Source organism: Burkholderia sp. MSMB1588 (assembly GCF_001546925.1).
In the GTDB taxonomy this organism is placed as follows: Bacteria; Pseudomonadota; Gammaproteobacteria; order Burkholderiales; family Burkholderiaceae; genus Burkholderia; species Burkholderia humptydooensis.
This window is the reverse complement of record NZ_CM003770.1, coordinates 2,485,588-2,511,006: the sequence shown is the minus strand read 5'-3', so window position 1 is coordinate 2,511,006 and position 25,419 is coordinate 2,485,588. Positions and strand designations below refer to the sequence as shown.

The 25,419-nt window shown below is 70.0% G+C and carries 17 protein-coding genes and 1 pseudogene; 13 read left to right on the top strand and 5 right to left on the bottom strand.

Features of this window, described 5'->3' with window-relative positions; all coding sequences use genetic code 11:
* Window positions 1–3: 3 nt before the first annotated feature.
* Complete coding sequence (locus WS92_RS10385; protein ID WP_015603517.1) at window positions 4–699, bottom strand: TetR/AcrR family transcriptional regulator; 696 nt, start codon at window positions 697–699, stop codon at window positions 4–6.
* Between the two features lie 245 nt (window positions 700–944).
* Here WS92_RS10385 and WS92_RS10380 point away from each other — a divergent pair.
* Window positions 945–1,756: pseudogene (locus WS92_RS10380) on the top strand (ATP-binding protein); the annotation flags it as partial.
* Window positions 1,757–1,789: 33 nt separating this feature from the next.
* Window positions 1,790–1,945, top strand: a complete 156-nt coding sequence (locus tag WS92_RS35705; RefSeq protein WP_171845213.1) for a response regulator — start codon at window positions 1,790–1,792, stop codon at window positions 1,943–1,945.
* Between the two features lie 227 nt (window positions 1,946–2,172).
* Here the strand turns inward: WS92_RS35705 and WS92_RS10370 are convergent, their stop codons facing one another.
* The 3 genes from WS92_RS10370 to WS92_RS10360 form a co-directional block, all read right to left on the bottom strand.
* Window positions 2,173–3,408, bottom strand: coding sequence for an MFS transporter (locus tag WS92_RS10370; protein WP_059930130.1), 1,236 nt, complete (start codon window positions 3,406–3,408; stop codon window positions 2,173–2,175).
* 93 nt (window positions 3,409–3,501) lie between these two features.
* The gene (locus WS92_RS10365) at window positions 3,502–5,892 is read right to left on the bottom strand and encodes a transglycosylase domain-containing protein (protein ID WP_059930128.1); all 2,391 of its coding nucleotides are present in this window, start codon (window positions 5,890–5,892) and stop codon (window positions 3,502–3,504) included.
* A gap of 7 nt (window positions 5,893–5,899) precedes the next feature.
* On the bottom strand, window positions 5,900–11,926 hold the full coding sequence (locus WS92_RS10360) for an alpha-2-macroglobulin family protein (protein ID WP_059930127.1): 6,027 nt from the start codon (window positions 11,924–11,926) through the stop codon (window positions 5,900–5,902).
* 393 nt (window positions 11,927–12,319) lie between these two features.
* Here WS92_RS10360 and WS92_RS10355 point away from each other — a divergent pair, with 393 nt between their 5' ends.
* The 8 genes from WS92_RS10355 (at window position 12,320) to WS92_RS10320 (ending at window position 20,643) form a co-directional block, all read left to right on the top strand.
* Window positions 12,320–12,874, top strand: a complete 555-nt coding sequence (locus WS92_RS10355; RefSeq protein ID WP_061083840.1) for a GNAT family N-acetyltransferase — start codon at window positions 12,320–12,322, stop codon at window positions 12,872–12,874.
* Between the two features lie 135 nt (window positions 12,875–13,009).
* Complete coding sequence (locus tag WS92_RS10350) at window positions 13,010–13,567, top strand: hypothetical protein (protein ID WP_059930123.1); 558 nt, start codon at window positions 13,010–13,012, stop codon at window positions 13,565–13,567.
* Between the two features lie 98 nt (window positions 13,568–13,665).
* Window positions 13,666–14,136, top strand: coding sequence for a gamma-glutamylcyclotransferase family protein (locus WS92_RS10345; RefSeq protein ID WP_006027507.1), 471 nt, complete (start codon window positions 13,666–13,668; stop codon window positions 14,134–14,136).
* Window positions 14,133–16,319, top strand: a complete 2,187-nt coding sequence (locus tag WS92_RS10340) for a class I tRNA ligase family protein (RefSeq protein ID WP_059930121.1) — start codon at window positions 14,133–14,135, stop codon at window positions 16,317–16,319. Before WS92_RS10345 ends, WS92_RS10340 begins: the two co-directional genes overlap by 4 nt.
* Window positions 16,316–17,239, top strand: coding sequence for an O-methyltransferase (locus tag WS92_RS10335; protein ID WP_059930119.1), 924 nt, complete (start codon window positions 16,316–16,318; stop codon window positions 17,237–17,239). Before WS92_RS10340 ends, WS92_RS10335 begins: the two co-directional genes overlap by 4 nt.
* A complete protein-coding gene (locus WS92_RS10330) occupies window positions 17,236–18,147 on the top strand; it encodes a diiron oxygenase (protein WP_171845205.1) in 912 nt (303 codons plus the stop codon). The genes WS92_RS10335 and WS92_RS10330 overlap by 4 nt, the downstream gene beginning before the upstream one ends.
* Window positions 18,144–19,757, top strand: a complete 1,614-nt coding sequence (locus WS92_RS10325; protein WP_059930116.1) for a hypothetical protein — start codon at window positions 18,144–18,146, stop codon at window positions 19,755–19,757. Before WS92_RS10330 ends, WS92_RS10325 begins: the two co-directional genes overlap by 4 nt.
* A complete protein-coding gene (locus WS92_RS10320; RefSeq protein ID WP_006027502.1) occupies window positions 19,750–20,643 on the top strand; it encodes a TauD/TfdA dioxygenase family protein in 894 nt (297 codons plus the stop codon). Before WS92_RS10325 ends, WS92_RS10320 begins: the two co-directional genes overlap by 8 nt.
* Here the strand turns inward: WS92_RS10320 and WS92_RS10315 are convergent.
* Window positions 20,607–21,314 (bottom strand): class I SAM-dependent methyltransferase, encoded by a 708-nt coding sequence (locus WS92_RS10315; RefSeq protein WP_059930114.1) that lies wholly within the window; start codon window positions 21,312–21,314, stop codon window positions 20,607–20,609. The genes WS92_RS10320 and WS92_RS10315 overlap by 37 nt on opposite strands.
* An 11-nt stretch (window positions 21,315–21,325) precedes the next feature.
* Between WS92_RS10315 and WS92_RS10310 the strand changes: the two genes are divergently transcribed.
* The 3 genes from WS92_RS10310 to WS92_RS10300 all read left to right on the top strand — a co-directional run bounded on the left by WS92_RS10310 (window position 21,326) and on the right by WS92_RS10300 (window position 25,365).
* Window positions 21,326–22,483, top strand: a complete 1,158-nt coding sequence (locus WS92_RS10310) for an aminotransferase class V-fold PLP-dependent enzyme (protein ID WP_059930113.1) — start codon at window positions 21,326–21,328, stop codon at window positions 22,481–22,483.
* 239 nt (window positions 22,484–22,722) lie between these two features.
* Window positions 22,723–23,019: a hypothetical protein gene (locus WS92_RS35700; protein ID WP_059930111.1), complete on the top strand. Its 297-nt coding sequence runs from the start codon at window positions 22,723–22,725 to the stop codon at window positions 23,017–23,019.
* A gap of 411 nt (window positions 23,020–23,430) precedes the next feature.
* The gene (locus WS92_RS10300; protein ID WP_059930109.1) at window positions 23,431–25,365 is read left to right on the top strand and encodes a collagenase; all 1,935 of its coding nucleotides are present in this window, start codon (window positions 23,431–23,433) and stop codon (window positions 25,363–25,365) included.
* The last annotated feature ends 54 nt before the right edge of the window (window positions 25,366–25,419 follow it).

The following is a 25,419-nucleotide window of genomic DNA, read 5'->3' as shown; positions in this document are numbered from 1 at the left end:
ACCTCATGGATGCGCGGCGCGTGGCCTTGCCGCGGCCGCGCGCTTGCCGGGCGGCGTGAGGCCGTTCAGCAGGAGCGCCGTGACGTGCCGCTGCAATGTCTCGCTTTCGATGGCCGGGAAGCCGGGAACGCTCTGCAGCAACTTGGCGATCGCCTGGGGCAGCATCGCGAGCGCGACGATCGAGCTGAACAGGAGCGGCCCGTCGAGCCCGGGGTTCACCGCGCCCGTCTGCTGCGCGCGCACGACGCGGGCGCCGAAGCGCTTGATGCTGTCGAACGGGATGCGCGTGATCATGCGCTCGCGCAACATGCCGCCTTCGTTGACGACCTCGCGGAACCACAGCGGCGGCAGCCACGGCATGCGGCGCGTCACGTCGAACAGGCGGCTGACGAGCTCGCTCGTCATGACGAACGGATCGGCGTTCGAATCGCCGGTGACGGCGTCCCAGACGAAGCCGATGGAAGGGGCGAGCCGTTCCTCGACGATCGCGTCGAGCAGGATTTCGCGATTGGTGAAGTAGTAATGAACCAGCGCCGACGTGACCCCGGCGGCGGCGGCGATCTGGGCGATGGTGGTCGCCGCGATGCCGCGCTCGGAAAAAAGGCGGGTGGCGGTGTCGAGCAGATGCTCGCGCACGTCGAAATTCTCGACCGAAGGGCGGCGGCCGCGTGGCTTGGCTGGGTGACGTTTCGTGCTCATGGAGCTGGATATTAATTGATGAGTTAGTTAAATTCAAGGCGGGAAAATTCAACGTGGAATGAATGCGCCCGGGCCGTTGCCGTGCGCGCGCTCCCGCGCCGATGCGGGCAGGGATTCCCCGTATGGGGCGGCCATTCGATGCGGCCGTCATCCGGGTTGTGGGAAGCGGTTTTTCGGTCCTGCGCGATGCGCCGGCCGCTTTCCGTCCGATTCTCACCTGATTCCGCACGAACCGAACCCGCGCCATGTCCGAATCCGCCAGCATGCAGATGTCCGAAGCGATCGTCGAGCGGCTCAATTGCGGCGTGTTCTCGGTCGACCGCGACATGCGCATCCTCGCGTGGAACGGCTTCATGCAGTACCACACGGGCTGCTCGCGCGAGAACGCGATCGGCCAGGTCTGTTCGTATTTGTTCCGCTTCGACCATTCGCGCCCGATCACCGGCACGATCGACGCGATGCGGCAAAACTGCAGCTTCGTCCCGCTCGACGACGGAGGCGGCGGCATCGGCGCGGTGGGCGTGACGATCGTCGACGCAACCGATATCTGCATCGCGCACGAAGCGCTGGAAAACCGCGAGAAGCGGCTGACCGATGCGCTCGCCGAGCTGACCGCGCGCCATGCGGAGCTGTCGGACCTGAATCGCCAGCTCGCGCACGCGCATCAGCAACTGCTGCAGTCGGGAAAGCTCGCGGCGATCGGCCAGCTCGCCGCCGGCATCGCGCACGAGATCAACAATCCGGTCGGGTTCGTGCTGTCGAACGTGAATATGCTCGGCGGCTATCTCGACGCGCTGATCGCGCATGCGCACGCGGTCGGGCGGCTCGTCGCCGAGCGGCAGCCGCAGCTCGCGCCGGCGCTCGCCGACGAATCGAAGGAAGGGCTCGCGCGCGTGCGCAAGACGCGATCACGATCCGCGCGGGCATCGACGCGGGCGATGCCGCGCGGATCTGGTTCGAGGTCGCCGACGCGGGCTGCGGGATCGCGCCCGAGAACCTCAAGCGGATCTTCGATCCGTTCTTCACGACGAAGCCGGTCGGCAAGGGCGCGGGGCTCGAGCGCATTCGCGAGGACGGCCTGAACGCGTTCGTGATCGTCGTGCCGGCCGATGTCCAGACGGGCGCCGTCGACCGGGTGAAGGCGTTCGGCGCGATCGGCTTCGTCGCGAAGCTCGTGATGCTGCTGCCGGACGCGGCGATCCGCAAGATGAAGGCGGTGCTCGAGCAGTTTCTCGATGCGCTGTGAGTGCGCGCCGTCGCGGGGGAAGTGTGCGCGACGCGGGCCGGCGCATCGGGCGCGAACGGTGCGCGGGCGAGCCGCGAAGCAGGGCGCCCGGCATGGGCGCGAGGTTGTTGGTTGTTCGGGCCCGCGGGCCGGGCGGCGGCATGAGCGCCGGCGTCTGCGCGCCGGAATTCGATCGGACGCCGACGGCGGGGCCGGCGCAAGCCCGTCATGCGCATGAACAGACCCTTCTAGCCGGATTCCTTTCCGGCCTGAACGGAGCCGATGTCGTGCGGGATCGCCGAAGTCGCGAGCGCCGCGATCGCGGACGCGATGGCGGCCGCCATCAGCGCGACCGACGACGAAGTGTCGATCAGCATGCCCGCGATGGCGGACCCGACCGGAAATCCTGCGACGTTCAGGCTCATCGAGACGGACATGACGCGGCCGAGCTGCCGAGGGGCCGTTCGCCGCTGACGCAGCGTCAACAGCGCGACGTCGACAGGGCCGGCCGCCATGCCGGCCAGGACCAGCGCGACGATCAATCCGGCGAGCCCGAATTCGCCCGCGACGGGCCACGCCGCCGCCGCGGTGACGGCCATGCCGGCGGCCATGATCTTGCGCTCGCGGCCGTCCGTCCGCAGGCGGCCGGCAAGCAGTGCCCCCAGCCCGCCCGCGATGCCGACTGCGGCCCACATCAGGCCGGTGATCGAGCTTGCCGACGCGCGGGAGAAGTGCGCGGCGACAAAGGTGGGGACCACGACGATGAGCGCTCCCCACGTGATCTGGTACAACGAATAAGAGATCGCGAGCCCTCGAAGCGTCGGTTGCGTCGCCACCATTCCGATGCCTTCGATCGCCTGCTTCCACAGCGACGCGCGGGTTGCGGCCAATCCGGGCAGGCGCGGCACGCGCGACAGGCAAATCGCCGCGACGGCATACGCGACGGCAATCACGAGGATCGCCGCCGCCGGTCCCAGCGAGGCGGCCATCGCGCCGGCGAGCGCGGGTCCCGCGACGTCGACGATCGCATAGATCGCGGTGTCGAGCGCGTTTGCTCTGTCGAGCGCGGCGGGCGGCACGAGGCGCGGCAGGAGCGTGCGCGTGCCCGCCGCACCCAGCGGGCCGGTGAGCGAATACAAGATCGAGAGGACGGCCAGCGCGGCGGGCGTGGCCGAGCCGGCCCAGCCGGCGACGCCGACCGCGGCGACGAAGACGGCGCTCGCGACAAAGTCGATCCCGACGGCGGCCGTCGGTCCCACGCGATCGAGGATCGCGCCGGCGACGGGGCTGACGATCAGCCCGGGCGCGATCGCGGCGAACGTCAGCCATCCGGCCCACTCGGGCGACGAAAACCGCGCCAGCACGAAAAGCACCAGCGTCAGGACGAACATCCGTCCGGCGAGGCGCGAGAAGATCGCTGCGACGAGCAGCGGCGGCAAGCCCGGGATGTTCAGCAGCGAACGATAGGAATCTGGTCGGTTCATGGCGGCCTCCGCGGCGCATTGCTCGCGGCCATCCCAGGGTCTGTTGACATACGGAACGCACATGCGTTGCCACGAGAACGGCCGCTCGCCGCGTCACGGCTTCGGATTGGCCGCCGTCCTCGCGAACGCGCCGCGCACCTCGAAGCCGACCGCGTCCGCGACATCGCCGCGCGCGTCGACGAGCTCGAGCCGGTGCGATCCCGGCCACGGCATCCACGCGAGCCGGTCGCCGTGTCCGATCACCTTGCCGTCGAGCCGCCACGAGAAGCGCGCCGCGCGCCCCGCCGCGCGCTCGAACCAGATCCGCTGATGCTTCGGCGGAATGTCCGGATCGATCGCGAAGATTGTACCGTCGGTCGGCGCGCCGATCGAAAGCGGCGCGCGCGGCCCGCCGGCGCCGGTCGTCGCGGGCGCGGCGAGGCGCACCGTGTCGAGCGCGGTGCCGGCGACGAACCACTCGAGGCGTGCGGGCTCGACGTCGCGCTCGAACGCGACGCGGCGCTGCTCGACGCCCGCGGGCGGCCGCGGCGCGCGGCTCGCGAGATCGCGGTGCAGGTAGCCTGCGATCGCGGCCCACACGGGCGCCGCACCCGTGACGCCGGACACGTCCCACATCGGCGAGCCGTCCGCGTTGCCGACCCATACGCCCACCGTGTAGCGCGACGTGTAGCCGACCGCCCAGTTGTCGCGCATGTCCTTGCTGGTGCCCGTCTTGACCGCGGAGAAGAAGCGCGTCGCGAGCGGGCTGTCGAAGCCGAACGTGCGCACGCGCGCGTTGTTGTCGGCGAGGATGTCGGTGACGATGTAGCTCGCGGCCTCGCTGAATACGCGCGTGCCGGCCGTGGCGCGCGCGGGCGGCGCGGCCGGCCTGGACGCGGCCGGCTTCGAAGCGGCTGTCGTGGAAACCGCCGCTGTGGAAGCCGCCGACCTGGTAGCCGCCGACGTCGCAATCGCCGACTTCGACACGCTCGACACGCTCGACGCGGAGCGCGGCGACCTGAAGGCATCGTTTCCGCCGCCGCCCGGCACGTCGAGCGTCGCGCGCGCGACGCCGCCGTTCGCGAGCGCGCGATACGCGTTCGCGAGCGACAGCAGCGTGACGTCGGCGCTGCCGAGCGCGAGGCTGAAGCCGTAGTAGTCGCCTTCTTCGGCGAGCGGCAGCCCGAGCGCCGTCAGCGTGCGCGCGAAGCGGTGCGGCGTGACGAGCACGAGCGTGCGCACGGCCGGCACGTTCAGCGACCCGCCGAGCGCGGTGCGCACGCTGACCCAGCCCTTGAAGTGCTTGTCGTAGTTCTGCGGGATGTACAGGCCGCCGCCCGCGGCGAGATCGATCGGCGCGTCGTCGAGCAGCGACGCGGCGGTCAGCCGCCGCTCGTCGATCGCCTGCGCGTAGAGGAACGGCTTGAGCGTCGAGCCGGCCTGGCGCGGCGCGAGCACCGCGTCGACGTCGCGCGCGGCGGACAGCGCGCCCGACGAGCCGACCCACGCGCGGATCTCGCCCGTCGCGTTGTCGATCACGACGACCGCGCCGTCCTGCACGTTGCGCCGATGGGCGGGCGCGTTCAGCTCGGCGAGCGCGCGCGTGAGCGTGTCGCGCGCGAAGCGCTGCAGCGGCGCGTCGAGCGTCGAGCGCACGCGCGCGCCCGCGCCGGGCCTCACCTCGGCCGCGACGCGCCGCGCGAAGTGCGGCGCGAGCGCTTCGCCGTCGTCGCGCGCGGCGGGCGGCGGGGCGGACGTCACGAAGCGCACGTAGCCGTCGAGCGATTCGCACGGCTGCTCGGCACGCATGTCGCGCAGGATCCGGCACGCGCGCTCGGCGACCTTCGCGGCGGACGCGTTCGGCGCGCGCACGAGTGCGGCGGCGACCGCCGATTCGCGCACGTCGAGCCCCGACGGCGCCTTGCCGAACAGCGCGTGCGACATCGCGTCGAGCCCGACCGTTTCGCCGCGGAACGGCACGAGATTCAGATACGCCTCGAGGATCTGGTCCTTGCGCCAGCCGCGTTCGAGCCGCAGCGCGTTCATCGCCTGCACGGCCTTCTGCGGCAGCGAGCGCTGGCCCGAGCGGCGCGGCGTGTCGCTCAGGAGGCCCGCCAGTTGCATCGTCACCGTCGACGCGCCGCGCGTGCGCTCGTTCCACAGATTGCCCCACGCGGCGCCCGCGATGCCGCGCCAGTCCACGCCGCTGTGCGCGTGGAAGCGCTTGTCTTCCGATACGACGATTGCCTCGCGAAACGCGGGCGACACGTCGGCGAGCGCGATCCAGTCGCCGCGCCGCTCGGCGAGGTCGACGCGCGTGCGCTGAAGCGGCGCGCCGTCGCGCGCGAGCAGCACCCAGTCGGAGCTGCGCCAGTCGCGCCGCACGTCGTCGTAGGCCGGCAGCGCATGCGCGGCGAGCGGCGCGGCGAGCATCGCGGCGGCGAGCGCGCGGCGCATGGCCGACGGCGCGGCCAGCCGCGCGAGCATCGATGCGAACCCGTTCATCGCCCGCTCACGGCTTGCCCGCGTCGGCCGGCTTGACCGTCATCGGCGGGTTCGGCCACAGCCCGTACACGGACGGCGCATACAGCGCCTCGACGCGCGTCGGCGGCAGCCCGAACGTGCCGGCGTTGTTCACGCGCACCGTGTACTCGACCGTGAGCTTGCCCTTCGGCAGATAGTCGTAGTACGCGCGATAGCCGTCGAAGTCGCGCTCGACGAACGCGGGCCGCGCGCCATCGGGCGACTTTTCGCCCTCGCCTTGCGTGGCGGCCTCGGAATCGCGGCCGAGCCCGGAGCCCAGGATCGTCGCGCCGGCCGGAATCGGATCGTTGACGACCACCCACGTCATGTCGCTTTGCGCGTCGATGTCGACGCGCACGCGCAGCACGTCGCCGCGCGTGAGCACGCCCTTGACCGCGGGCGACACCGGCGTGACGGTCTTCGCGATCCGGTAGCCGGCCGCGAACGGCGCGCGCAGCGGCACCGCGGCGAGGCTTTCGATCGTCGCCCACGGGCGGCCGCTGCCTTCCTGCACGATCGACAGCGCGCCCGGCGCGCGCGCGCCGCGCGGCCACGGCAGCGTCACGCCGCGCGCGGCGACGGCGGGCTTCGCGCCCGCGGTCTGCGACCACGCGACCGAACGCGCATCGCCGCCGAGCGCGATCTTCGTCGTGCCGGCGACGCTCGCGCTCTCGTACGCGCGCGAGAAGCGCTCGATCGCGAGCAGGCCGAGCGCGTTCGCGGTCGTCGTCTGCCACGCGCCGTTCTTCTGCAGCGCGAGGAGGCCGGCCGCGACGCGCGGCATCTCGTCCTTCCAGCCCGCGTCGCCGGCGAACTCGAGCGCGAGGCGCGCCGCGTTCGTCTCGTTGCCCGTCATCAGCCACCACAGGTCGTCGTCGCGCGCGGTCGAGAACACGAGCTGCGTGCCCTGATACGTCAGCCGCGCGCGCAGGATCTGCTCGACTTGCGCGCGCTTCTCGTCGCGCTGCGCGATGTCCTTCACGCGCGCGAGGATCGCGTGATAGTCGAGGACGGCCGACGTCGGCCACTGGTTCGGCGCGATCTCGATCGAGCCGAGCATCCGGCCTTGCGCGGCGCCGTGGCGCGACAGCGCCTCGATCGCCGCGAGCTTGCGCAGGTCGCGATCCTGGCGCGGCGCCCACGCATCACGCTCGATGCGCCCCTCGACGAAGTGCGCGAGCCCGGATTCGAGTTGCGCGCGCACGTCCTCGGGCAGCGCGAAGCGCGCGTCGGCGCGGCTCGCCTCGTCGGCGAGCACGAGCAGGTACGCGGACAGCGACGGGCTGCCGTAGTGCGCATCGTCGGACGAAGGCGGGAAGTAGCTCGCGAGCCCGTCGCGGTCGAGATAGAGCGGCAGCCGTGCGGCGAGCGCCTGCCATTGCGCCGGATCGCGCAGGCCGATCGCGCGCGACGCCTGCTGTTCGAGGCAGCGGTACGGATAGCGCTCGAACCAGCGGCGCACGCCCGGCAGGCCGTCGGCGAGCTTCGATTGCAGCGAGACGGCCACGCCGCCGCGCGGCGCGCCGTGCGCGTCGAGCGCCGCGCCGGCGGGCGGCGCGACGGGCACGGCCAGCGTGCCGTCGACTTGCGCGAGCGTCGCCTGCTGGACCGTCACGGGCAGCGCCGGCACCACCTTCTGCGCGAGCGCGAGCGCGTCGGCCGCGCGCGGGCCGCCTTGCTCGGCCGCCTCGATGCGCCAGTTCAGCGCCCCCGCCGCCGCGCCGCCGCCCGCCGCCGCGTCGGGCACCGTGACCGTCCACGCGATTTCCCGCGTGGAATCGGGCGCGAGCGACACCTTCTGCGGCGCGACGTCGACGCCCGGCACGCGCGGCGTCACGACGACGTCCATCTTCCGCCCGGTCGTGTTGCGCACCGTCACCTGCGCGCGGAACGCGTCGCGTTCGCGCACGAGCGGCGGCAGGCCCGAGATCAGTTGCAGGTCCTGCGTGCTGCGGATCGTCACGCTGCCGGTGCCGAAGCGGTCCGCGCCCGCCGCCGCGATCGCGACGATCCGAAAGCGCGTGAGCGCATCGTTGAGCGGCACGTCGATGCTCGCGCCGCCGTTCGCGTCGAGCGTGACGCGCGGATTCCACAGCAACAGCGTGTCGAACAGCTCGCGCGTCGGCGCCGTCCCGCCGCCGCCGCCCGCGGGCACCGCCTTGCGCCCGAAGTGGCGGCGGCCGACGATCTCCATTTGCGCGGTGGCCGTCTCGACGCCGTACGCGCGCCGCTGCAGCATCGCGTCGAGCAGGTCCCAACTGCGGTTCGGCATCAGCTCGAGGAGCGCCTCGTCGACCGCGGCGAGCGCGATCTGCGTGCCGGCGGGCGCGGGCTTGCCGTCGGGCAGCGTGACCTTCACGCGCACGTGCGCGGTGCCGCGCACCGGGTAGCGGGCCGCGTCGGTCGTCACCGCGACGCCGAGCCGGTGCGCGCCCGTGCCGACCTTGATTTCGCCGAGGCCGTAGCGGAACGCGGGCCTGGACAGATCGACGAGCGCGGTTGGCGCCTCGTAATGGCGGCCTTCGCGCCAGAACGCGCGCGCCCATTCGAGCGGCGCCTTCCAGCCCCACGTGAAGAACGAGTACCACGGCACTTCGCGCAGCCGCCCGCGCAGCGCGAGCACCGATACGTAGACGTTCGGCCCCCACGTGTCGCCGACCTTCAGATCGACGGTCGGATTCTTGCCGTTCAGCTCGACGACGTGCGTCTCGATCACGCCGTCGCGCTCGACGGCGACGAGCGCGGTTGCGTAGCGGAACGGCATGCGCACCTGGAAGCGGGCGGTCTCGCCCGGCTCGTATGAAGTCTTTTCGGGGATCACGTCGATCCGGTCGGTGTTCTCGCCGCCGAACCAGAGTTCGTCCTCGCGCGTGACCCATACCGACGTCGACGCGTTCGACGCGCGGCCGTCGCCGTCCTTCGCGACCGCGATCAACTGCACGTCGCCCGCCTGCGAAAGCGTCGCGTCGCACGACAGCCGGCCCTGCGCATCGGTCTTGCCCGAGCACAGCACGCCGAGCTCGCGCGTGTCGCTCCGGTTGTCGTATGCGTAAAAGCCGCCGACCATCCGCTTGCGCGAGGAGGTCGTCACGCGCGCGACGCCCTTGATCTCGACGGCCGCCGACGCGCGCGGCTTGCCCTGCAGATCGACGACGAGCGCCTGCACCGGCACGCGCTGGCCGACCGACACCCAGTGGCCCGCCTTGATGCCGGCGACGACCGCGGCCGGCCACAGCATCGCGTCGCCGCGGATCGTCTGCACTTCGCCGTTCGGATCGGCGAACGTCGCTTCGAGCGCGACGCGCTTCGGCGCGTCGACGGCGGGCAGGCCCTTCAACGTCAGCGCGCCCGAGCCGGTTCGATCGAGCGTCAGCGCGATCTTGTCGGCGACGAGCTTCGTCGCGTCGGGATCGTTGCCGCGCGATGCGCTGCCGCCGTCCTCGCCGTCCTGCGCGTCGTCGTCGGCCGCGGCGTCGTCCGTTTCCGGGCGGTACGGCGCGAAGCCGAAGTCGGGGTAGCGCTCGGCGAACGGCGGCGCGGCGCTCTTCACGAGCGCCGACACCTGCACGGGCAGGTTCGACGCGCCGCCGCCCGATACGTAATCGATCTGCACCGCGAGCGGCGCGTCCTTCGCGCCGACGAGCGGGCGCGCCTGCGCGTCGCGCACGCCGATCGAGCCTTTGAAGACGGGCAGCCGGAATGCCTCGACGCGGAAGCTGCCGCCGTAGTAGCTCGCGCTCGGCGCGTCCTCGGGGCCGTCCTCGAGCTCGACGCCGTATTCGCCGAGCTTCGCCGCGGCGGGCAGCGCGAAGCGCGTGTCGGCGGTGTGATCGGCGGCCCACGCGAGCGGCACGCGATAGGTCTGGCCGCTGCCGAGATGGCGGATCGTCGCGCGCGACGGATAGCGCGGCGGGAACGCGAGGCCCTGCAGCGTTTGCGCGCGCACGAAGTGCTTCATCGACACCGTCTCGCCCGCGCGCAAGAGCGTGCGGTCGAACACGGTATGCGCGCGCACGGTCGGCGTGCCGCTCATGTCGGTCGGCACATCGAAGCGCCACGATTCGATGCCGCGATTCCAGCTCGATCGCACGAACGCCATGTCCGGGCCCGTCTTCGGATTGTCGACGCGGGCCGATACGAAATAGTCGCCGTCGCCCTTCGAATAATCGCATGCGCGCTTCGGCTCGAAGGGCGTGTCGATCGTGAGGAGCCCTTGCGCGTTCGTCTTGCCGGCCGCGATCTCGTCGCCATTGCAGTCGGACACGCGCACCTGCGCGTTCGGCACGGGCTTGCCCTTGTCGAGCGTCGTCACCCAGACGACGCTGTTCTCGCGGCCGAGCTTCAGATGCACGCCGAGATTCGTGACGAGCACCGCGGTGCGCACGTACATCTTCGCGGGCTTCGCGAGCAGCGAGCGGCCGAGCGCGGGCGACGCGAGTTCGAGCACGTGAAAGCCCGGCCTGTCGATCGGCACGCCGACGATCTCGAACGGGCGCAGCGCCTTCGGGTCGGCCTTCGGCAGCGTCAGCGTCTGTACGCCGGGCTCGCCCGCGAGCAGCGACAGCGAGCGGATGTCGATCTGCCGGCGCTGCGGCTTCGGCGGCCTCTCACCCGCGGCGAGCGGCGCGTAGACGGGATGCTGGCCGCGCGCGAGCAGGCCGGGGCGAAGCTTGTCGATCGACTCGACGGTCATCGCGCGGCCGTCGAAACGCTCGACGAGCCGCATCCAGCGGCGGATCTCGTTGTCGTTCTCGACCTTCAGGTTCGAGAACTGCGCGCCGCCCGCGTTCAGCCCCGCGACGCGCAGATCGGCCTCGACGTTGCGCAGCGTGACGGGCACGAGCGCGGGCGAATCCGGCTCGGCGAAGCGCTCGACGATGCCGAACGTGCCCGACGGGAATTTCGCGAGCGGCGGCATCGGTGCGGTGCGCGTCGCGAGCGGGAACAGGTCGGCGTTCGACAGCGCGCGGCCCGTCACGTCGCGCAGCGCCGGCGGCAGCTCGATCGTCAGCGCGGCCTGCGCGGGCAGCGGCGCGGCGAACTGGACGCTCGTGACCTCCTCCGAGCGATCGTCGGGCTTGAAGCGCGGCGCGATCGCGCCGTCCGGGCCGTGCAGCCGGATCTTGTCGGCGGCGCTGCGCGCGACGGGGGCGTTGAACGACAGCGTGAGGGGGCGCAGCGGCGTGCACGGCGCCTTCGCGTTCTCGCGCTCGCACGAGAAGCTCGCGGCGAACGGCGCGCGGACCGTGAAATCGTAGCGCCGCTCGGTGTCGTTCGCGACGCCGCTCGGGCTCGCGACGCCTCGGCCGTAGACGAGCTGCATCTTCGCGCTCGCGGGCAGCGCCTGCGCGCACGCGAGCGTCAGCACGCGCGCGGCGTCCTTTTTCCAGTGGAAGTGATCGAGGAGCGCGGCGCGCGTCAGCGCGTCGGCGGCGGCGACCGGTATGCGGTTGCCGATGCCGGCCGCCTCGCACCAGATGTTCGCGAGCGCCGAGCGCTCGTCGGCCGGGCCGTTCAGCTTGACGACGAACACCTGCCGCTCCTCGATCTCGCGCGCGCCCGGCCGCACCGACACCGGGAACGGGCCGCCCGTCTGGAAGGCGAAGCGGCGCGGGCCCGTCACCGCGTTGCCGGCGACCGAGCGCAGCGTGTCGTTGAGCGCGACCGTGCAGCGCGCGCCGGGCGGCAGGTCGCTCTCGAAATCGTAGGCCCAGGTCTTGTCGTCGAGCCAGCGGCCGTGGCCGCGCGCGGCGGCGGGATCGGCGCACGCGACGCGCGCGGGGTCCGGCGCGGATGCCGAGCCGAACGCGACCATCGCCTCGTCGAACTTGACGACGGTCTGCCGGACTTCGGCAACGGCGCCTTGCGGCGACACGCTCGTCGTGCGCGCCGCGTCGGCCTGCAGCGACAGCGCGGCGGCGGCGCCGAGCGCCGCGACGGCGCCGATGCGCGAGAGCAGCCGGAGGATCGGTGGGTTCGGCTTGTTTGGCTTGTTCCGCTTGTCGTCGTGCTTCATCGCTCGATTGCCCTCTGACGGAAGCTTTCGGTTTGATTGCACGGAATTCTAACCGAGCCGGGTGAACGAAAACGGCGCGGAAAGGGGCGGCGAGCCGGCGCTCGCGCGCGCGCCCGGAATCGCTGGCCGATGTCCGCCACGCCGAATGAAAAACACTTTTACACGCTTACGTGCGCACAAATGTGGTCCGCATGCCGGATGCGCATCGCATCGGCGGTTTCGGCAAACGGCAATCGAATCAACGGCCCGGCGTTTCGGGTTGGCTTTTTTCCCGCGGCAAGCAATCGACGCGAAGACCTATCCGCAATCGTTGAATTCGTATGAACATTCTAAATTGCGAAGTGAAATCGTCTATAGAATCGCAGTCCTTCCTTAAAACAAAAAACAGGCGAAATGACCGAAACGACCGTAGTCAGAATGGCTCGTGCCGACGATTATCCGAATATTCTTTCTCTGCAAAAAGCGAATCAAATCGGCAATCTCAGCGAAGCCGAGCGCAAGAACGGCTTTTTGTCCGCCGAGATTCCCGAGGATCGGATCGGCGCGCTCGCGTCCGACACCGGCATCGTCGTCGCGTACGAGCAGGCCGAATTCGCCGGGTTTTTCTGCATTTCCCGTCTCGCTGCGTGGCGCGGCAACGCGATCATCGATGCGCTGGTCGAATCGTTCGAACGGAGCGGTGAATATGCGTCGGAAAACATAGCGGAAACCATGTGCCTGTTCGGGCCGATGTGCCTGAGCCGGGTGGCGCGCGGAAAAGGCCTGCTCGAAAAAATGATCGCACTCGCGATCACATCGGCGAAACCGCAATTCGGAAATGCGATCAGTTTCATTGCCGTCGATAATGCGCGCTCCGTCAATGCGGTCGCCAAGCTCGGATATCGGCCCGTTCGCCGCTTCACGTCCGGCGAGCGCGAATATCACGCGCTGATCGTCGATTTCGGTTGAGAAGCCGCGCAAGACGTTTCCTGCGGTGGAATGCGCGCGCGGCCTACCAGAACTGGTAGCTGGATTTGCGCATTTTGCCGATCTAGCTTGTGTCCGGTGGTCCGACGCAAAAAGCCACGGGGACAAGGGCAGATCATGAACACGACCAGGCAGGACGGGAATCGGCCGCCGCTCGACGCGCCGCCATGCGAGCGCGGAGGCGGCGACAAGAACGACGACACGCGGCTCCCCGATTGCAACGCAAGCGCGCGGCGGCGCGACGATGTCGCTGCAAAGCGCCCGCGCATGCGCAGCGTCGCGAACGGCGACGCGCTCCGCGCCGGCGCGGACACCGAATGCCGCAACTATCCGAGCGCGCGAAGCCGCGCGAGCGCTTCGAACGCGACGCGCGCCGGCCATCGGCACGCCCGATGCCCGGCGATCGTCCCGGTCGTCCCGATCGTCATGGTTGGTGCGATGCCGCCGGATGGCGCGCGAGACGGCGTGCGCGGCGCGATCGGGCGTGCGTGCACATCGAGGCAGGCGCGCGCGCCGCTGCCGCAAGCCGATGGCGAACGCGGCGCATCCGAGATCGCGAGCTTCGATCCCATTTTCTTTTTCTATCACCGCCTCCGTTCGCGCGGCGGCTGGCAGCACGCCGGCCCGACACACATGCGGCGCGTGAAGCGCGATCGCGTCGCGACGCAGCGGTGAGGCGAGCGAGGCCGCCCGCCTGGCGGCGAAGGGCGCGATGCGAAGGTGAGCCGGGCATCCGCCCGTGACGAACCGGTCGGATCAGCGCGGGGGACACGATGAGCCAGGTTTGCTACTTCGCTTACGGTTCCAACATGAGCCTTGCGCGGCTGAGCGAGCGGCTGTCCCGTTTCGGCGAGGCGCTGATCGACCGGCGGCCCGGCGTCGTCGAAGGCTACCGGCTGATCTTCAACAAGGTCTCGTCGCGGCACGACTGGATCGGCTTCGCCAACATCGAGGCGGCGGCGGATGGCCGCGTCGAGGGCACGCTGAACGCGATGAGCGAACGCGCGCTCGATGCGCTCGATTCGATCGAGCTCGTTCCGCTTCACTACCGTCGCGCCGGCGTGCTCGTGCGCGACGGCGCGACGGGCCGCCTGACGCGCGCCGTCACCTACGTCGCGAATCCGGCGATGGTGCGCCCGAACCTGAGGCCGACGCGCGACTATCTCGATCATCTGCTCGCCGCGGCCGACCTGCTGCCGCGCGCGTATCTCGACGACGTGCGCGCCGTGGAGTGCTGGACATGAGCGCCCCGCGCGCGGCCGGTGCGCGCAACGCGCCGCCGTATCGGCCGCAGACGCTCGAGCCGCGCTGGCAGAACGCGTGGCGCGACGCGCGTTTGTTCGACGCGGACCCGCGGCCGGGGCGGCCGAAGTGGTTCATCGTCGAGTTGCCGCCGTTCGCGACGGGCCAGTTGCACATGGGGCACGCGCGGAACTACGTGCTCGCCGACGCCGACGCGCGGTTTCGGCGGATGCAGGGCTACAACGTGCTGTACACGACCGGCTTCGACACGTTCGGCCTGCCGACCGAGCTGGCGGCGAGAGAGGCGGGCTGCGCGCCCGAGCGCCTCGCGCGCGAATGCAGCGAGGCGATGGCCGCGCAATTCGTCCGGCTGGGGCTCGGGCACGACAGCCGGCGCATCACGCAATACCACGTGCCGGCGTACTACCGCTGGGTCCAGTGGGTGTTCCTGCGGCTGTTCGAGGCCGGACACTGCTTCCGGCGCGACGCGCCCGCCGCGTGGTGCCCGCAGTGCGACGTGACGCTCGCCGCGAGCCTCGTCGACGAAGGGCGCTGCTGGCGCTGCAAGAGCCTCGTGAGCACGGTCGTGCGGCCGCAGTGGTTCGTGCGCGAATCGACGTTCGCGGACGAGATGCTCGACGGGCTGGATCGGCTCGCGGGCTGGCCCGACGACGTGAAGAAGATCCATCGCGACTGGATCGGCCGGCGCGAAGGTCTGCGCTTGCGCCTGCCCGTTCGCGGCCGCGCGCACGGGCTCGAATTGCAGCTCGACGATGCCGCGTGGCTGCCCGGGCTGCGGTTCGTCGTCGTGGGGCGGCGGCATCCGCTGGCCGCCGCCGCGACGCGCGAAGGGGCCCGGCCCGGCGAGACGATCGTGCTGGCCGAGCGCGCGCAGGCGGCGGGCGCGACGGGCGTCGTCGATCTGCCGATCGTCGTCGAAGACACGCCCGACGATACGGCGCGCGCCGGCCGTCCCGATGCGGTGGCGGCAGACCGGGCGCTGGCCGAGCGGCACGCGATCGTCGCGCACGCTGTCTGCGACATCGATGCGATGCTCGCCGCGGGGCAGGCCGAGCGCTTCGTCGGCTACCGGCTGCAGGACTGGAACATCGCCCGCAACCGCTACTGGGGGCCGCCCGTGCCGATCGTGCATTGCGCGGCGTGCGGCCCCGTCGCGGTGCCCGAGCACGCATTGCCCGTGCGGCTGCCTGACGATGTCGATCTGAGCCGGCCCGGCAATCCGCTCGAGCACCACGCGGCCTTCCATGACGTGCGGTGTCCGCGCTGCGGCGCGAGCGCGCGGCGCGATGCGCAAACGCTCGAAGCCTATTCGAGCCCGTGGTGGTACCACTGGATATGCAAGCGCGTCGATGCCGACGATCCGTTCGACCGCGAGGACGCGAACGCGTGGCTGCCGGTTGATCTGATGATCGGCGGCGCGGACCAGGTGCGAACCTGCTTCTTCCATGTGCGGATGATCGCGCGGGCGTTGCGCAGGATGGGCATCGCCGATGTCGAGGAGCCCGTGACGACGCTGCTCGCGCTCGGCATGGTCAAGCAGGACGACCGCAAGATGAGCAAGAGCGCGGGCAATGCGGTGAGCCTGCGGTCGATCGTCGAGCGCTACGGCGCCGATGCGCTGCGCCTCGCGATCATCGGCGCGGCCGCGCCCGAGAACGACGTCAACTGGTCGGACGACCTCGTGCGCCGGCAGCGCGCGTTCCTCGCACGGTTGTGGGCGTTCGTCCACCGGGTCGTCGAGACCGAAGCCGGCGTCGCCGCCGCGCATGATGTGGGCGATCCGCCGGCCACGGGCCGGCCCGATCCGCTGCATCGGCGGATGAGGGATTGGCTTGCGACGGGCGGCCGCCGGATCGCGGACGACTTCCGGCGGCACGATTATCACCTCGCGCTCAAGAATCTCGCGTTCCTGTTCGAGCGCCTGCAGGCGTTCGATGCGGCGATGCGCAAGCGCGAGCCGCTGCGCGCCGAAGACGTCGCGATCCTCGCCGACGCGACCCGGCAACTGGTGCTGTACCTCGGGCCGTTCGCGCCGCACGTCGCCGAGGCGCTCTGGCAGGCGCTCGGTGGCGCGGGAATGGTGGCGGGCGCCGCATGGCCCGGCGCGTGCGCCGCGCAATCGCCCGCCGAGGCGGCGAAACAGCAAGGGGAGGCCCTCGCATGACGACTACGTTCAGTGGTCCCCTATTCGATCTCGTCGACGACGTGCTGCGCGACGCGCCCGAGTATCGCGGCTTTCGTGCGGGCGCGCAGTCGCGCGCCGAGTTCGCGGCGTTTCTCGAGCGCGTTCGAACGCAACTCGTCGGCCGCGGCGTGCCGTCCAACGACGTGCATTTCGCGAAGCGCTTTCCCGCGTCGATCGATGCGGCCGTCGAGCATGCGTTCGCCGGGCTGGCCCCGACGGGCCTCGCGTGGCCGGCCGAATTTCCGGCGGTGTGCGCGCAGGTCGCGGCGAGCATCGGGCGCGGCTTCGATCATCAGGGCCTCGGCACCTATATCTATCCGGAGGAAGGGCGCCTGCTGCTCGCGGTCGCGCTGGCTTTCCGGCCGCGCAACGCCGTGTTTCTCGGCAGCTATTACGGCTACTGGGCCGCGTGGGCGCTGCCCGCGATCGTCGCATGCGGGGGCGGCGCGGTGCTCGTCGATCCCGATCCGCGCGTCGCCGACGTCGCGCGCCGCAGCCTCGCGCGGCTCTATCCGGACGCGGACGCGCGCGTCGAAGTCGTCTGCGACACCGGCGAGCACTATCTCGCGCGCGGCGGCGGCCCGTTCGATCTCGTCGTGCTCGACGCCGAGCTGCCGCGCGATCACCGGGACCCGACGCGGCGCGGCAAGGGCATCTACGCGCATCTGCTGCGCGCGGCGCTGCCGCGGCTCGCGCCGCGCTCGCTGCTCGTCTGCCACAACATCCTCTTTCGCGACCATTCGGGCTGCGCGTTCTTCGACGACGTGATCGCCCGCAATCGCGACGAGCTCGCGCCGTTCGTGGAGCTCGTCGCACGCGAGTACGACTGCTTCGTCGAATGCCCGACGACGGAAGGCGTCGGCGTCGGCATGCGCACGTCGATGCGGGATCGGGCGTGATCATGGACGCCGCTTATCGCTCGCCGTTCGACGACTGGCATCGGGCGGCGTCGGTGCGGTCGATGCCGGCCGGCGCGTGGCTGACGGGCGGCGCGGGCGCATGGATCGCGGACGAAGCGGGCGGCGCGCTGTCCGGTCTCGCCGCGCGCGATGCGCGACGGGAGCGCGCGGCGGGCGGTCTGCTGATCGCGCACCTGAGCTTCACCGTCGCGCTCGAGAACGCGCTGATCTCGCAGGTGGCGCGCGACATCGCGGCTCGCGCGCTGCACGCGGACTACGGCGACGAAGTCGTGGCCGACGCGCTGCGCGTGCAGTGCGACGAGGCATATCATGCGCTGCTCGCGCAGGAGCTGATGACGCGGGTTCGGGCGGCGACGGGCGCGGACAGGCCGCGTCGCGCGCCCGGCTTCCTGCGGCACGTCGACCGGCTCGTGGCGACGCTGCCCGGCGTCGATGCGCCGGTGCTGCGCTTCTGTGCGGCCGTGGTCGCGGAGACGCTGATCACGCACACGCTTCGCGACGACTGGCGCGACGACGGCCTGCAGCCGGACGTGCGGACGTTTCTCCGCCGGCACTATCTGGACGAAGCCCGGCACAGCGCCTATTTCTCGCGGCTGCTGACGCTGCTGTGGCCGCAATGGCCGGCCGGCGTTCGCGACGCGCTGCGGCCGCTGTGGCCGGGGCTCATCGACGCGTTCCTGTTTGCCGACGCGCGCATCACGACAGATGCGCTCGAAGACGCCGGCCTCACCGCGTGCGAGATCGACCGCGCGATGTCGGCGTGCGGCGCGCCGGACGCGATGCATCGCCGCCGCGCGCAGTCGACCCGGCAGACGCTGCATGCGCTGCGCGTCGCGGGCGCGCTCGACGCATGCGAATCGGCCGCCGTCGCGCCGGGGGGCGCATGAGCGCCGCCGGCACGCACGCGTTTCCCGGCTTCGCGTTCGGGCGCGGCGAGCGGCCGCTCGCTCTCGTCGGCGGCGGCCTGATTCTCGACAGCGGCGAGGCCGAAAACACGTTCGCGTTCCGTTGCCAGGACCGCTTTCTCGTCTACACGGGCCTGCTCGGCTTGCCGAGCGTCTTGCTGGTGCTCGACGACGCGCACGGGCGGCATTACGCGCGCCTGCTCGCGACGCTCGACGAGCGGCTGCAGCGTCTCGCCGCCGCGCACGGCGTCGCGGCGCCGCGCTTGCCGGCGCCCGTCCACGTGCGATGCGATTTGCGGACGCTGTCGCTGTCGGCGACCGACTCGTTCGATCGCGCGGCGCACGCGCTCGCGCGCGACGGCGCGCGAATCGGCTTCGTCGCGAACCAGATGGCGCCGACCACCGCGCGCATGCTGGGCGAACTGGCGGATCTGCTGCGCGGCCGCGGCGTCGCGGTCGATTTCGATCGCACGGGCTGCGAGCGCGTCGCCGCGCTCGCGCAGGCGTGGCACAACAAGGCGCGCTTCCTCGCGTTCGTGCGCGACGCGGCGATACGCGGCGGGCCGCCGCTCGCGCCGAGCGCCGTGCTCGCGCCCGACGCGTTCCTGCGCATGCGCGACTGGGCCGCGCTCGCGGCGCGTTTCGCCGCGCAATGCGATCGGCGCGCGCCCTCGAGCGGGCTCTTTCTGAAGTCGTCGCAGGATTCGAGCGGCAACGTATCGGCGATCCTGTCGGAGGCGAACTTCGCCGAGCGCGCGCCGGCGTTCGCCGCCGAGGTGCGGCGCTGGCTCCTCGCCGACGGCTTCGACGATCCGGCGCACGTGCGCGAGCTGCGCTCGGAGTGCGCGCTGCCGCCGTCGATGGAGACGGTGGCGTTGAGCGATGCGACGCTCGTCGACCTGCGGCGGCGCCAGGCGCGGCGCCGCGCCGGCCTGCCGCTGATCGTGCAGCCGGCGTTGCAGCCTCCCGCCGGCACGTGGGGCAGCCCGGCGAGCGTCGGCGCGAGCTTCTACATTGAAGACGACGGCAGCCATCGCGTCGTTGCGGTGGCGGCGCAGTTGTATCGCGATGCGCAGCGGCGCCAGTTTCTCGGCCTGCATGTCGACGACGGCCTGCTCGACGATTGCCGCGCGCGCGAGTGGGTCGCGCGATGCGGCGCGCTGCTCGACGCGCTGGCGGCGCGCGGCTACCGCGGGCCCGTCAATTTCGACGGATGCATGGGCGCGGACGGGCGGTACTGGTTCGTCGGCGACTGCAATCCGCGGCTGACGGCCGTCTATGTGCCGCTCGCCGTGCGGGCCTGGCTGCGCGCGGCCGGCATCGACGTGCGCTCGGTGAGCAGTTTCGGCTACCGGGGCGAGTTCGAGATTCCGGAGATTCGCGCGTGCGTCGACACATGGTCGCGCGCGGGCCTGATCTTCAGCCGCGAGCGGCCGCAGGGCTTCGTCATCCTGCCCAATCTCGCGCGCCGCGACGGTCACGATGCGCTCGCGATCAATCTCGACGTCGCGCAGGCGTCGGCGCGGCTTGCGCGCATGCGCGAGCTCGCCGCGCAAGCGGTGCCCGCGCACCTCGGAGCGATCCATGTCTGACGGCTCGACGCTTTGCATCCGCCCGCTGTCCGCGGCGCTCGGCGCGCAGATCGACGGTGTCGACGCGCGCGCCGATCTGGATGCGGACACCGTGCGCGCGATCCGCGCGGCGTGGCTGCGTTTCGGACTGCTCGTCTTTCGCGGCCAGGCGCTCGATCCGGCGCGGCTCGTCGCGTTCACGCGCCGTTTCGGCGAGCCCGTCGTCTATACGCGCGCGGAGAACGCGTGCGACGGGCAACCGGACGTGCTGGTGCTGTCGAACATCGTGAAGGACGGCAAGCCGATCGGCGCGGCGATCAGCGGCCGCTACTGGCACACGGACGGCCATTTCCTCGCGTGCCCGCCCGCCGGCACGCTGCTGTTCGGCGACGAGACACCGGCCGAGGGCGGCGACACGTGCTTCGTCAACATGACGGCCGCCTATCGCGCGCTGCCCGCGTGGCTGCGCGCCCGGATCGACGGCCGCACGTTCGTGATGGATCGCGTGCAGACGCTGCCGTTCCACTATCCGCGGCGGCCGGCCCCGCCGCCGGACCAGAAGCGGGTGTGGCCGGACATGCTGCAGCCCGTCGTCAGGACGCATCCGGAAACGGGGCAGAACGCGCTCTACATCGGCGGCGTCGTGCCGTGGCGCATCGTGGGCATGGAGCGGCGCTACGGCGAAGCGCTGATGGCGCATTTGCACGCGATCGCATTCGACGAGGCGCGGTTCGGCTACCGCCACCGCTGGCGCGCGGGCGATTTGCTGATGTGGGACAACCGCTGCCTCGCGCATCGCGCGACCGACTACGACATGGCGCGCTACCGGCGCACGATGTATCGGACGACGATCGCGGGAGACCGGCCGTTCTATGCGCGCGAGCGCGCGCAGGAGGATGTTTCGTAGACCGCGATCGGATATTCGAATGCGTATTCCCGGTGCCTGCGCAGCCAGCCGTAATCGCACTCGATGATCCGGAAATGCGACGGATTGTTGAACACGATTCTCAGCCGTCTCGGATGTTGCCGCAGCGATCGCTCGATGTCGGCGAACACGGCGCGGAGGATGTCGCCATGAAACGGATTGTAGAAGTACAGCACCGACGCGGCATCGGGCAAGCGAAAGCGCCGCGCGTCGCAATGCAGCAGACGGATGCGGCGGCGATCGGCGTCGGGCAGCGCGCGGCCGACGTTCGCCTGCGCCGCGCGATGCAGGCGATCGGACGTTTCGACGCCGATCAGTTCGCGAAACGGAAAGCGCGCGGCGAGGACGATCGCGCGCCCCATCCCGGAGCCGTAGTCGACGAACACGTCGTCGCGCGCGACATGGAGGTCGCGCAGCACGCGGTTGAATGCGCGGATCGAGCTCGGGTAGTAGTCGTGGCAGTCCTGCCATTCGGCGACGAGCGACTCGATCGGCACGAGGCCGCCGCTACGGATGTTCAGGCGCCGTTCGAGCGTCGCGTCGCACAGCCGGTCGAGCGCGACGCGGATCGCGAGGCCCGGGCCGCCTCGGCGCCATGCGCGCGCGAGGCGGCGAGCTTCAGCCGCCAGATTGCCGACCGGATTTTCGAACATCGGACAAGGCCATGACAGACTCACTGAAATCGTTGTTTCTGCTCGACCCGGGCGTGACCTATCTGAACCACGGCGCGTACGGCGCGACGCCGCGGCCGGTGTTCGAGCGTCACGTGCAATGGCAGTACGAGCTCGAGCGCGAGCCGGTCGATTTCCTGTCGCGCCGCTTCACGGAACGCATGGCGCAGGCGAGAGCGATACTGGCCGAATACGTGGATACCGAACGCGACAACCTAGTATATGTCAGCAACGGCACCACGGGCGTCAACATCATCGCGCGCAGCATCCCGCTCGGCCCGGGCGACGAACTGCTCACCACCGATCACGAACATGGCGGCATCGAGCGACTGTGGCGCTTCACCGCGCAAAAGCGGGGTTTCGGGATCGTCCGGCACAAGGTTTCGCTGCCGGTGACGACGCACGCGCAGTTCGTCGAGGATTTCTGGCGCGACGTGACGCCGCGCACGCGCGCGATCCTGATCAGCCAGTTGACGTCGCCCACCGCGCTCGTGTTTCCGGTCGCGGCGATCTGCGCGCGTGCGCGTGCGCGCGGCATCCTGACGATCGTCGACGGCTCGCACGTGCCCGGGCAATTGCCGTTGTCGCTGCGCGCGATGGATCCGGATTTTTATGTCGGCATCCTGCACAAATGGGTTTGCGCGCCGAAGGGCAGCGCGTTCCTGTATGCGAGACCGGACGTGCAGCCGCTCGTCGAACCGCTCGTCGTCAGTTGGGGCTGGGAGCCGAAGAACCCAGGGCCGTCGAAGTTCGTCGAGTATCACGAGTGGCAGGGCAGCCGCGACATCTCCGCCTTCCTGAGCGTGCCGAGCGCGATCGCGTTCCAGCGCGAGCACGACTGGGACAGCGTGCGCAGGCGCTGCATCGCGCTCGCGAGCGACGCGCAGCGCGAGGTGGCCGCGTTGACGCGCGAGCCGCTCTACCATCCGCCGGGCGCGCATGAATGGCATGGCCAGATGGTCTGCGCACAACTGCCGCCGGAAACGGACGACATCGCGCTCTTGTACCGGTTGCGCAACGAATGCGGGATCGACGTGTCGGTCGACCGTTTCGGCGGCCGGCCCCGCATGCGGATTTCGATCCAGGGCTACAACGGCCCGGACGATGTCGATCGATTGCTGAGCAGTCTGAAGCAACTGCTGCGGCATTGAAGGATTCGGGAATTGCACCTGTAGCTTAATCGGACAATGGGGCCGAACGTGAAGCGGAAGTAGGCCGGGCGATACCCGCCTGCAGCTTTCCAGGGCGTCAATGCAGGCAGTGAGCCGGGCCGAGGGCCGTGAATCGCAGGCTTCAAAAGTACCAGTTTTGGGGGCTGGGGAATGCGGGTTCGAATCCCGTCAGGTGCGCCACCATTTGTCCGTCGACAAATAAAGGAGGTGATGATGCTATGGGAATGCTAGATGACGAGCAGTTGAAGGCGGTTCATGCGTCGCTGGCGCCAGTCGTCGAGCGCTTGAGCGAAGCCTCGGCGACGCTGGCGAGCAGCGCGGTGCCATTGCTGGGTGTTCCACCCGCGACGGCCCCACCGGCGGCGGCCCCACCGGCGGCGGTGCCGCTCGCGACGGCGCCACCGGCCGGCGTGCAGCTTGCGACGCAGTTGAGCGCGCACGCGGCGCCAGTTGCGCTCGCGGCGCCACTGGTCTCGCAGTCGATTCCAGCCCTGTCGCAGCCAGTGCGGACCTGATCGGGCCGAGTGGCGTGGACGGCTGAGTTTCGGCGCAATGCCTGATGCCCTGGATTTGACACCCTGGAACTGACGCCCTGGACGCCGAGGCGGCCGCGCAGGCGGTCGTCTCGGCTCACGTCGCCGCGCCGCATGCGCGGCCAGCACGGCGACGCGAAACTCCCCCGATTTTTTTCGATGTCCTGCGTCACGCCGTCGTCACGACGTGGCGCGCCGGTCCGTCGCGAATCGCGGACGTATTGCGGATGTCGCTCCGGAAATTCGGGTGGTTAATCGAATTATTGTAAAAATCGATTCCAACGGGTAAATAATTCAATCAACATGAATTGACCTGTCTTCCTTTCATTAAATTGACTTGTTGATGGGCGATGTTATATCTTCGGCGCTCCAAAATAACCGAGGGCAAATCAAATGCCAATAGCGGAGCTGTCTCGCAAAACCTGTCGCTGGTCGGCCGCCGTGATGTTGTCGGTATTCGCGGGGCTGATCGGCACGGCGTCGGCCAATACGCAGCCGGCGCAGCAAAAGCAGGCGCGCATGCCGCGCGTGCCGCAGAATCTGCCGGTTTCGCCCGAGCAGGCCGAATACAACCTGCCGCTGAGCGAGCAGGATCGCGCGGCGCTGACCAAGCCTTCGCAGCGCAAGCAGCCGGCCAGGCGCAGCAAACGCAGCGCGCCGGGCGCCGATTGCCGCGACATGTCGGTGATGGCCCAGTATCACGGCGCGGCGCTCGCCGATTACGTCGCGAACCTGCCCGATTACGAATGCCATTACGGCCTGTTCTCAGTCGATAAAACGCTGGCCACGCAGATTTTCAATGCCGAAAACGTGCATGCCGTCGCGAGTCGTTTCGTACAGGATATATATCGGTACGATGCGAGCAATTTGATTCTGGTCAATTCGCTGATTTATCTGCGCGCCGCGTATTACCAATATGATGTATCGGGCATTGCCGATCCGATTCCGAATCTCGCGGTGTGGCTGCGTCCGTATATCAAGCAAAGCCTCGAAGGCGAGGCGCTCTACCGTGAGAACGCGCGCGCGCCGAGTACCGCGAACGAGCTGATGAAGCTCATCACGAACATGAAGGACGAGGCGTACTACCTGCCCACGCTGAAGAGCCGCATCGCGTCGTACACCGTGAGCGCGACGAATCCGCAGGCGGCGGCGCCGCTGCTGCAGCGCAGCGCGGCGGGCGGCTTCACCGGCTTGCTGACGGTGTTTTTCTACGCGCATCAGCGCAGCGGCGCGCAGCCGATGCTCGACAGCGACGCGACGCTGCCGGAGACGCTCAACCGCTTCGTCACCGCGAACCGCGCGAGCCTGTCGAACACGAGCGCCGCGTATCAGCTTGCCGACGCGGCGCGCGAAACGTTTCGCTTTCTCCGCTATCCGGCGCAGAAGCCGCGCGTGAAGAAGATGATCCAGGACATGCTCGCGTCGACGAGCATGACGGGCGCGGACAGCGATCTGTGGCTCGCGGCGGCGGAAGCGGTCGACTACGGCGACGCGGGCGACTGCTCGGACTACGGCACGTGCGACTACAAGAAGCGGCTGACCGATGCGGTGCTCAAGTATCGTTACGCGTGCAGCGCGAGCGTGCGCATTCTCGCGCAGGACATGACGGTGCCGCAGTTGCAGTCGGTATGCACGGCGGTCGCGCGGCAGGACGATTACTTCCACAGGATGATGCAGACCGGGCGCAAGCCGGTGGCGGGCGATCGCAACGACACGATCGAGCTCGTCATCTTCGATGACTACGCGAACTATCGCAAATATGCTTCGGTGATCTACGGAATCAGCACCGATAACGGCGGCATGTATCTCGAAGGCGATCCGTCCGCGCCCGGCAACCAGGCGCGCTTCATCGCGCACGAGGCGTCGTGGCTGCGGCCCGAGTTCAAGGTCTGGAACCTCGAGCACGAGTTCACGCACTATCTCGACGGCCGCTACGACATGGCGGGCGACTTCACGGCGAGCACCGCGAAGCCGACGGTCTGGTGGATCGAGGGCGTCGCCGAATATCTGTCGAGAAAGAACGACAACCAGGAATCGATCGACGCCGCGCACACGGGCGCGTACCGGTTCTCGGACGTGCTCGGCACGCTGTATTCGTCGAGCGACTACGTCGCGCGCGCATACCGGTGGGGCTACATGGCGACGCGCTTCATGTTCGAGCGCCATCGCGCGGACGTCGACACGATCGTGTCGCGCTTCCGGGTGGGCGATTACGACGGCTACGCGAACTATGTCGCGTACATCGGCAACCGCTACGACAGCGAGTTCGTCGACTGGGCGCGCAATGCGACGACGGCGGGCGAGCCGCCGCTGCCGGCGAAGCGCTGAGCGAACGCGGCCGTTACGCGCGCGAACGCGCGATGGCCGCGATGCGAACGGCGT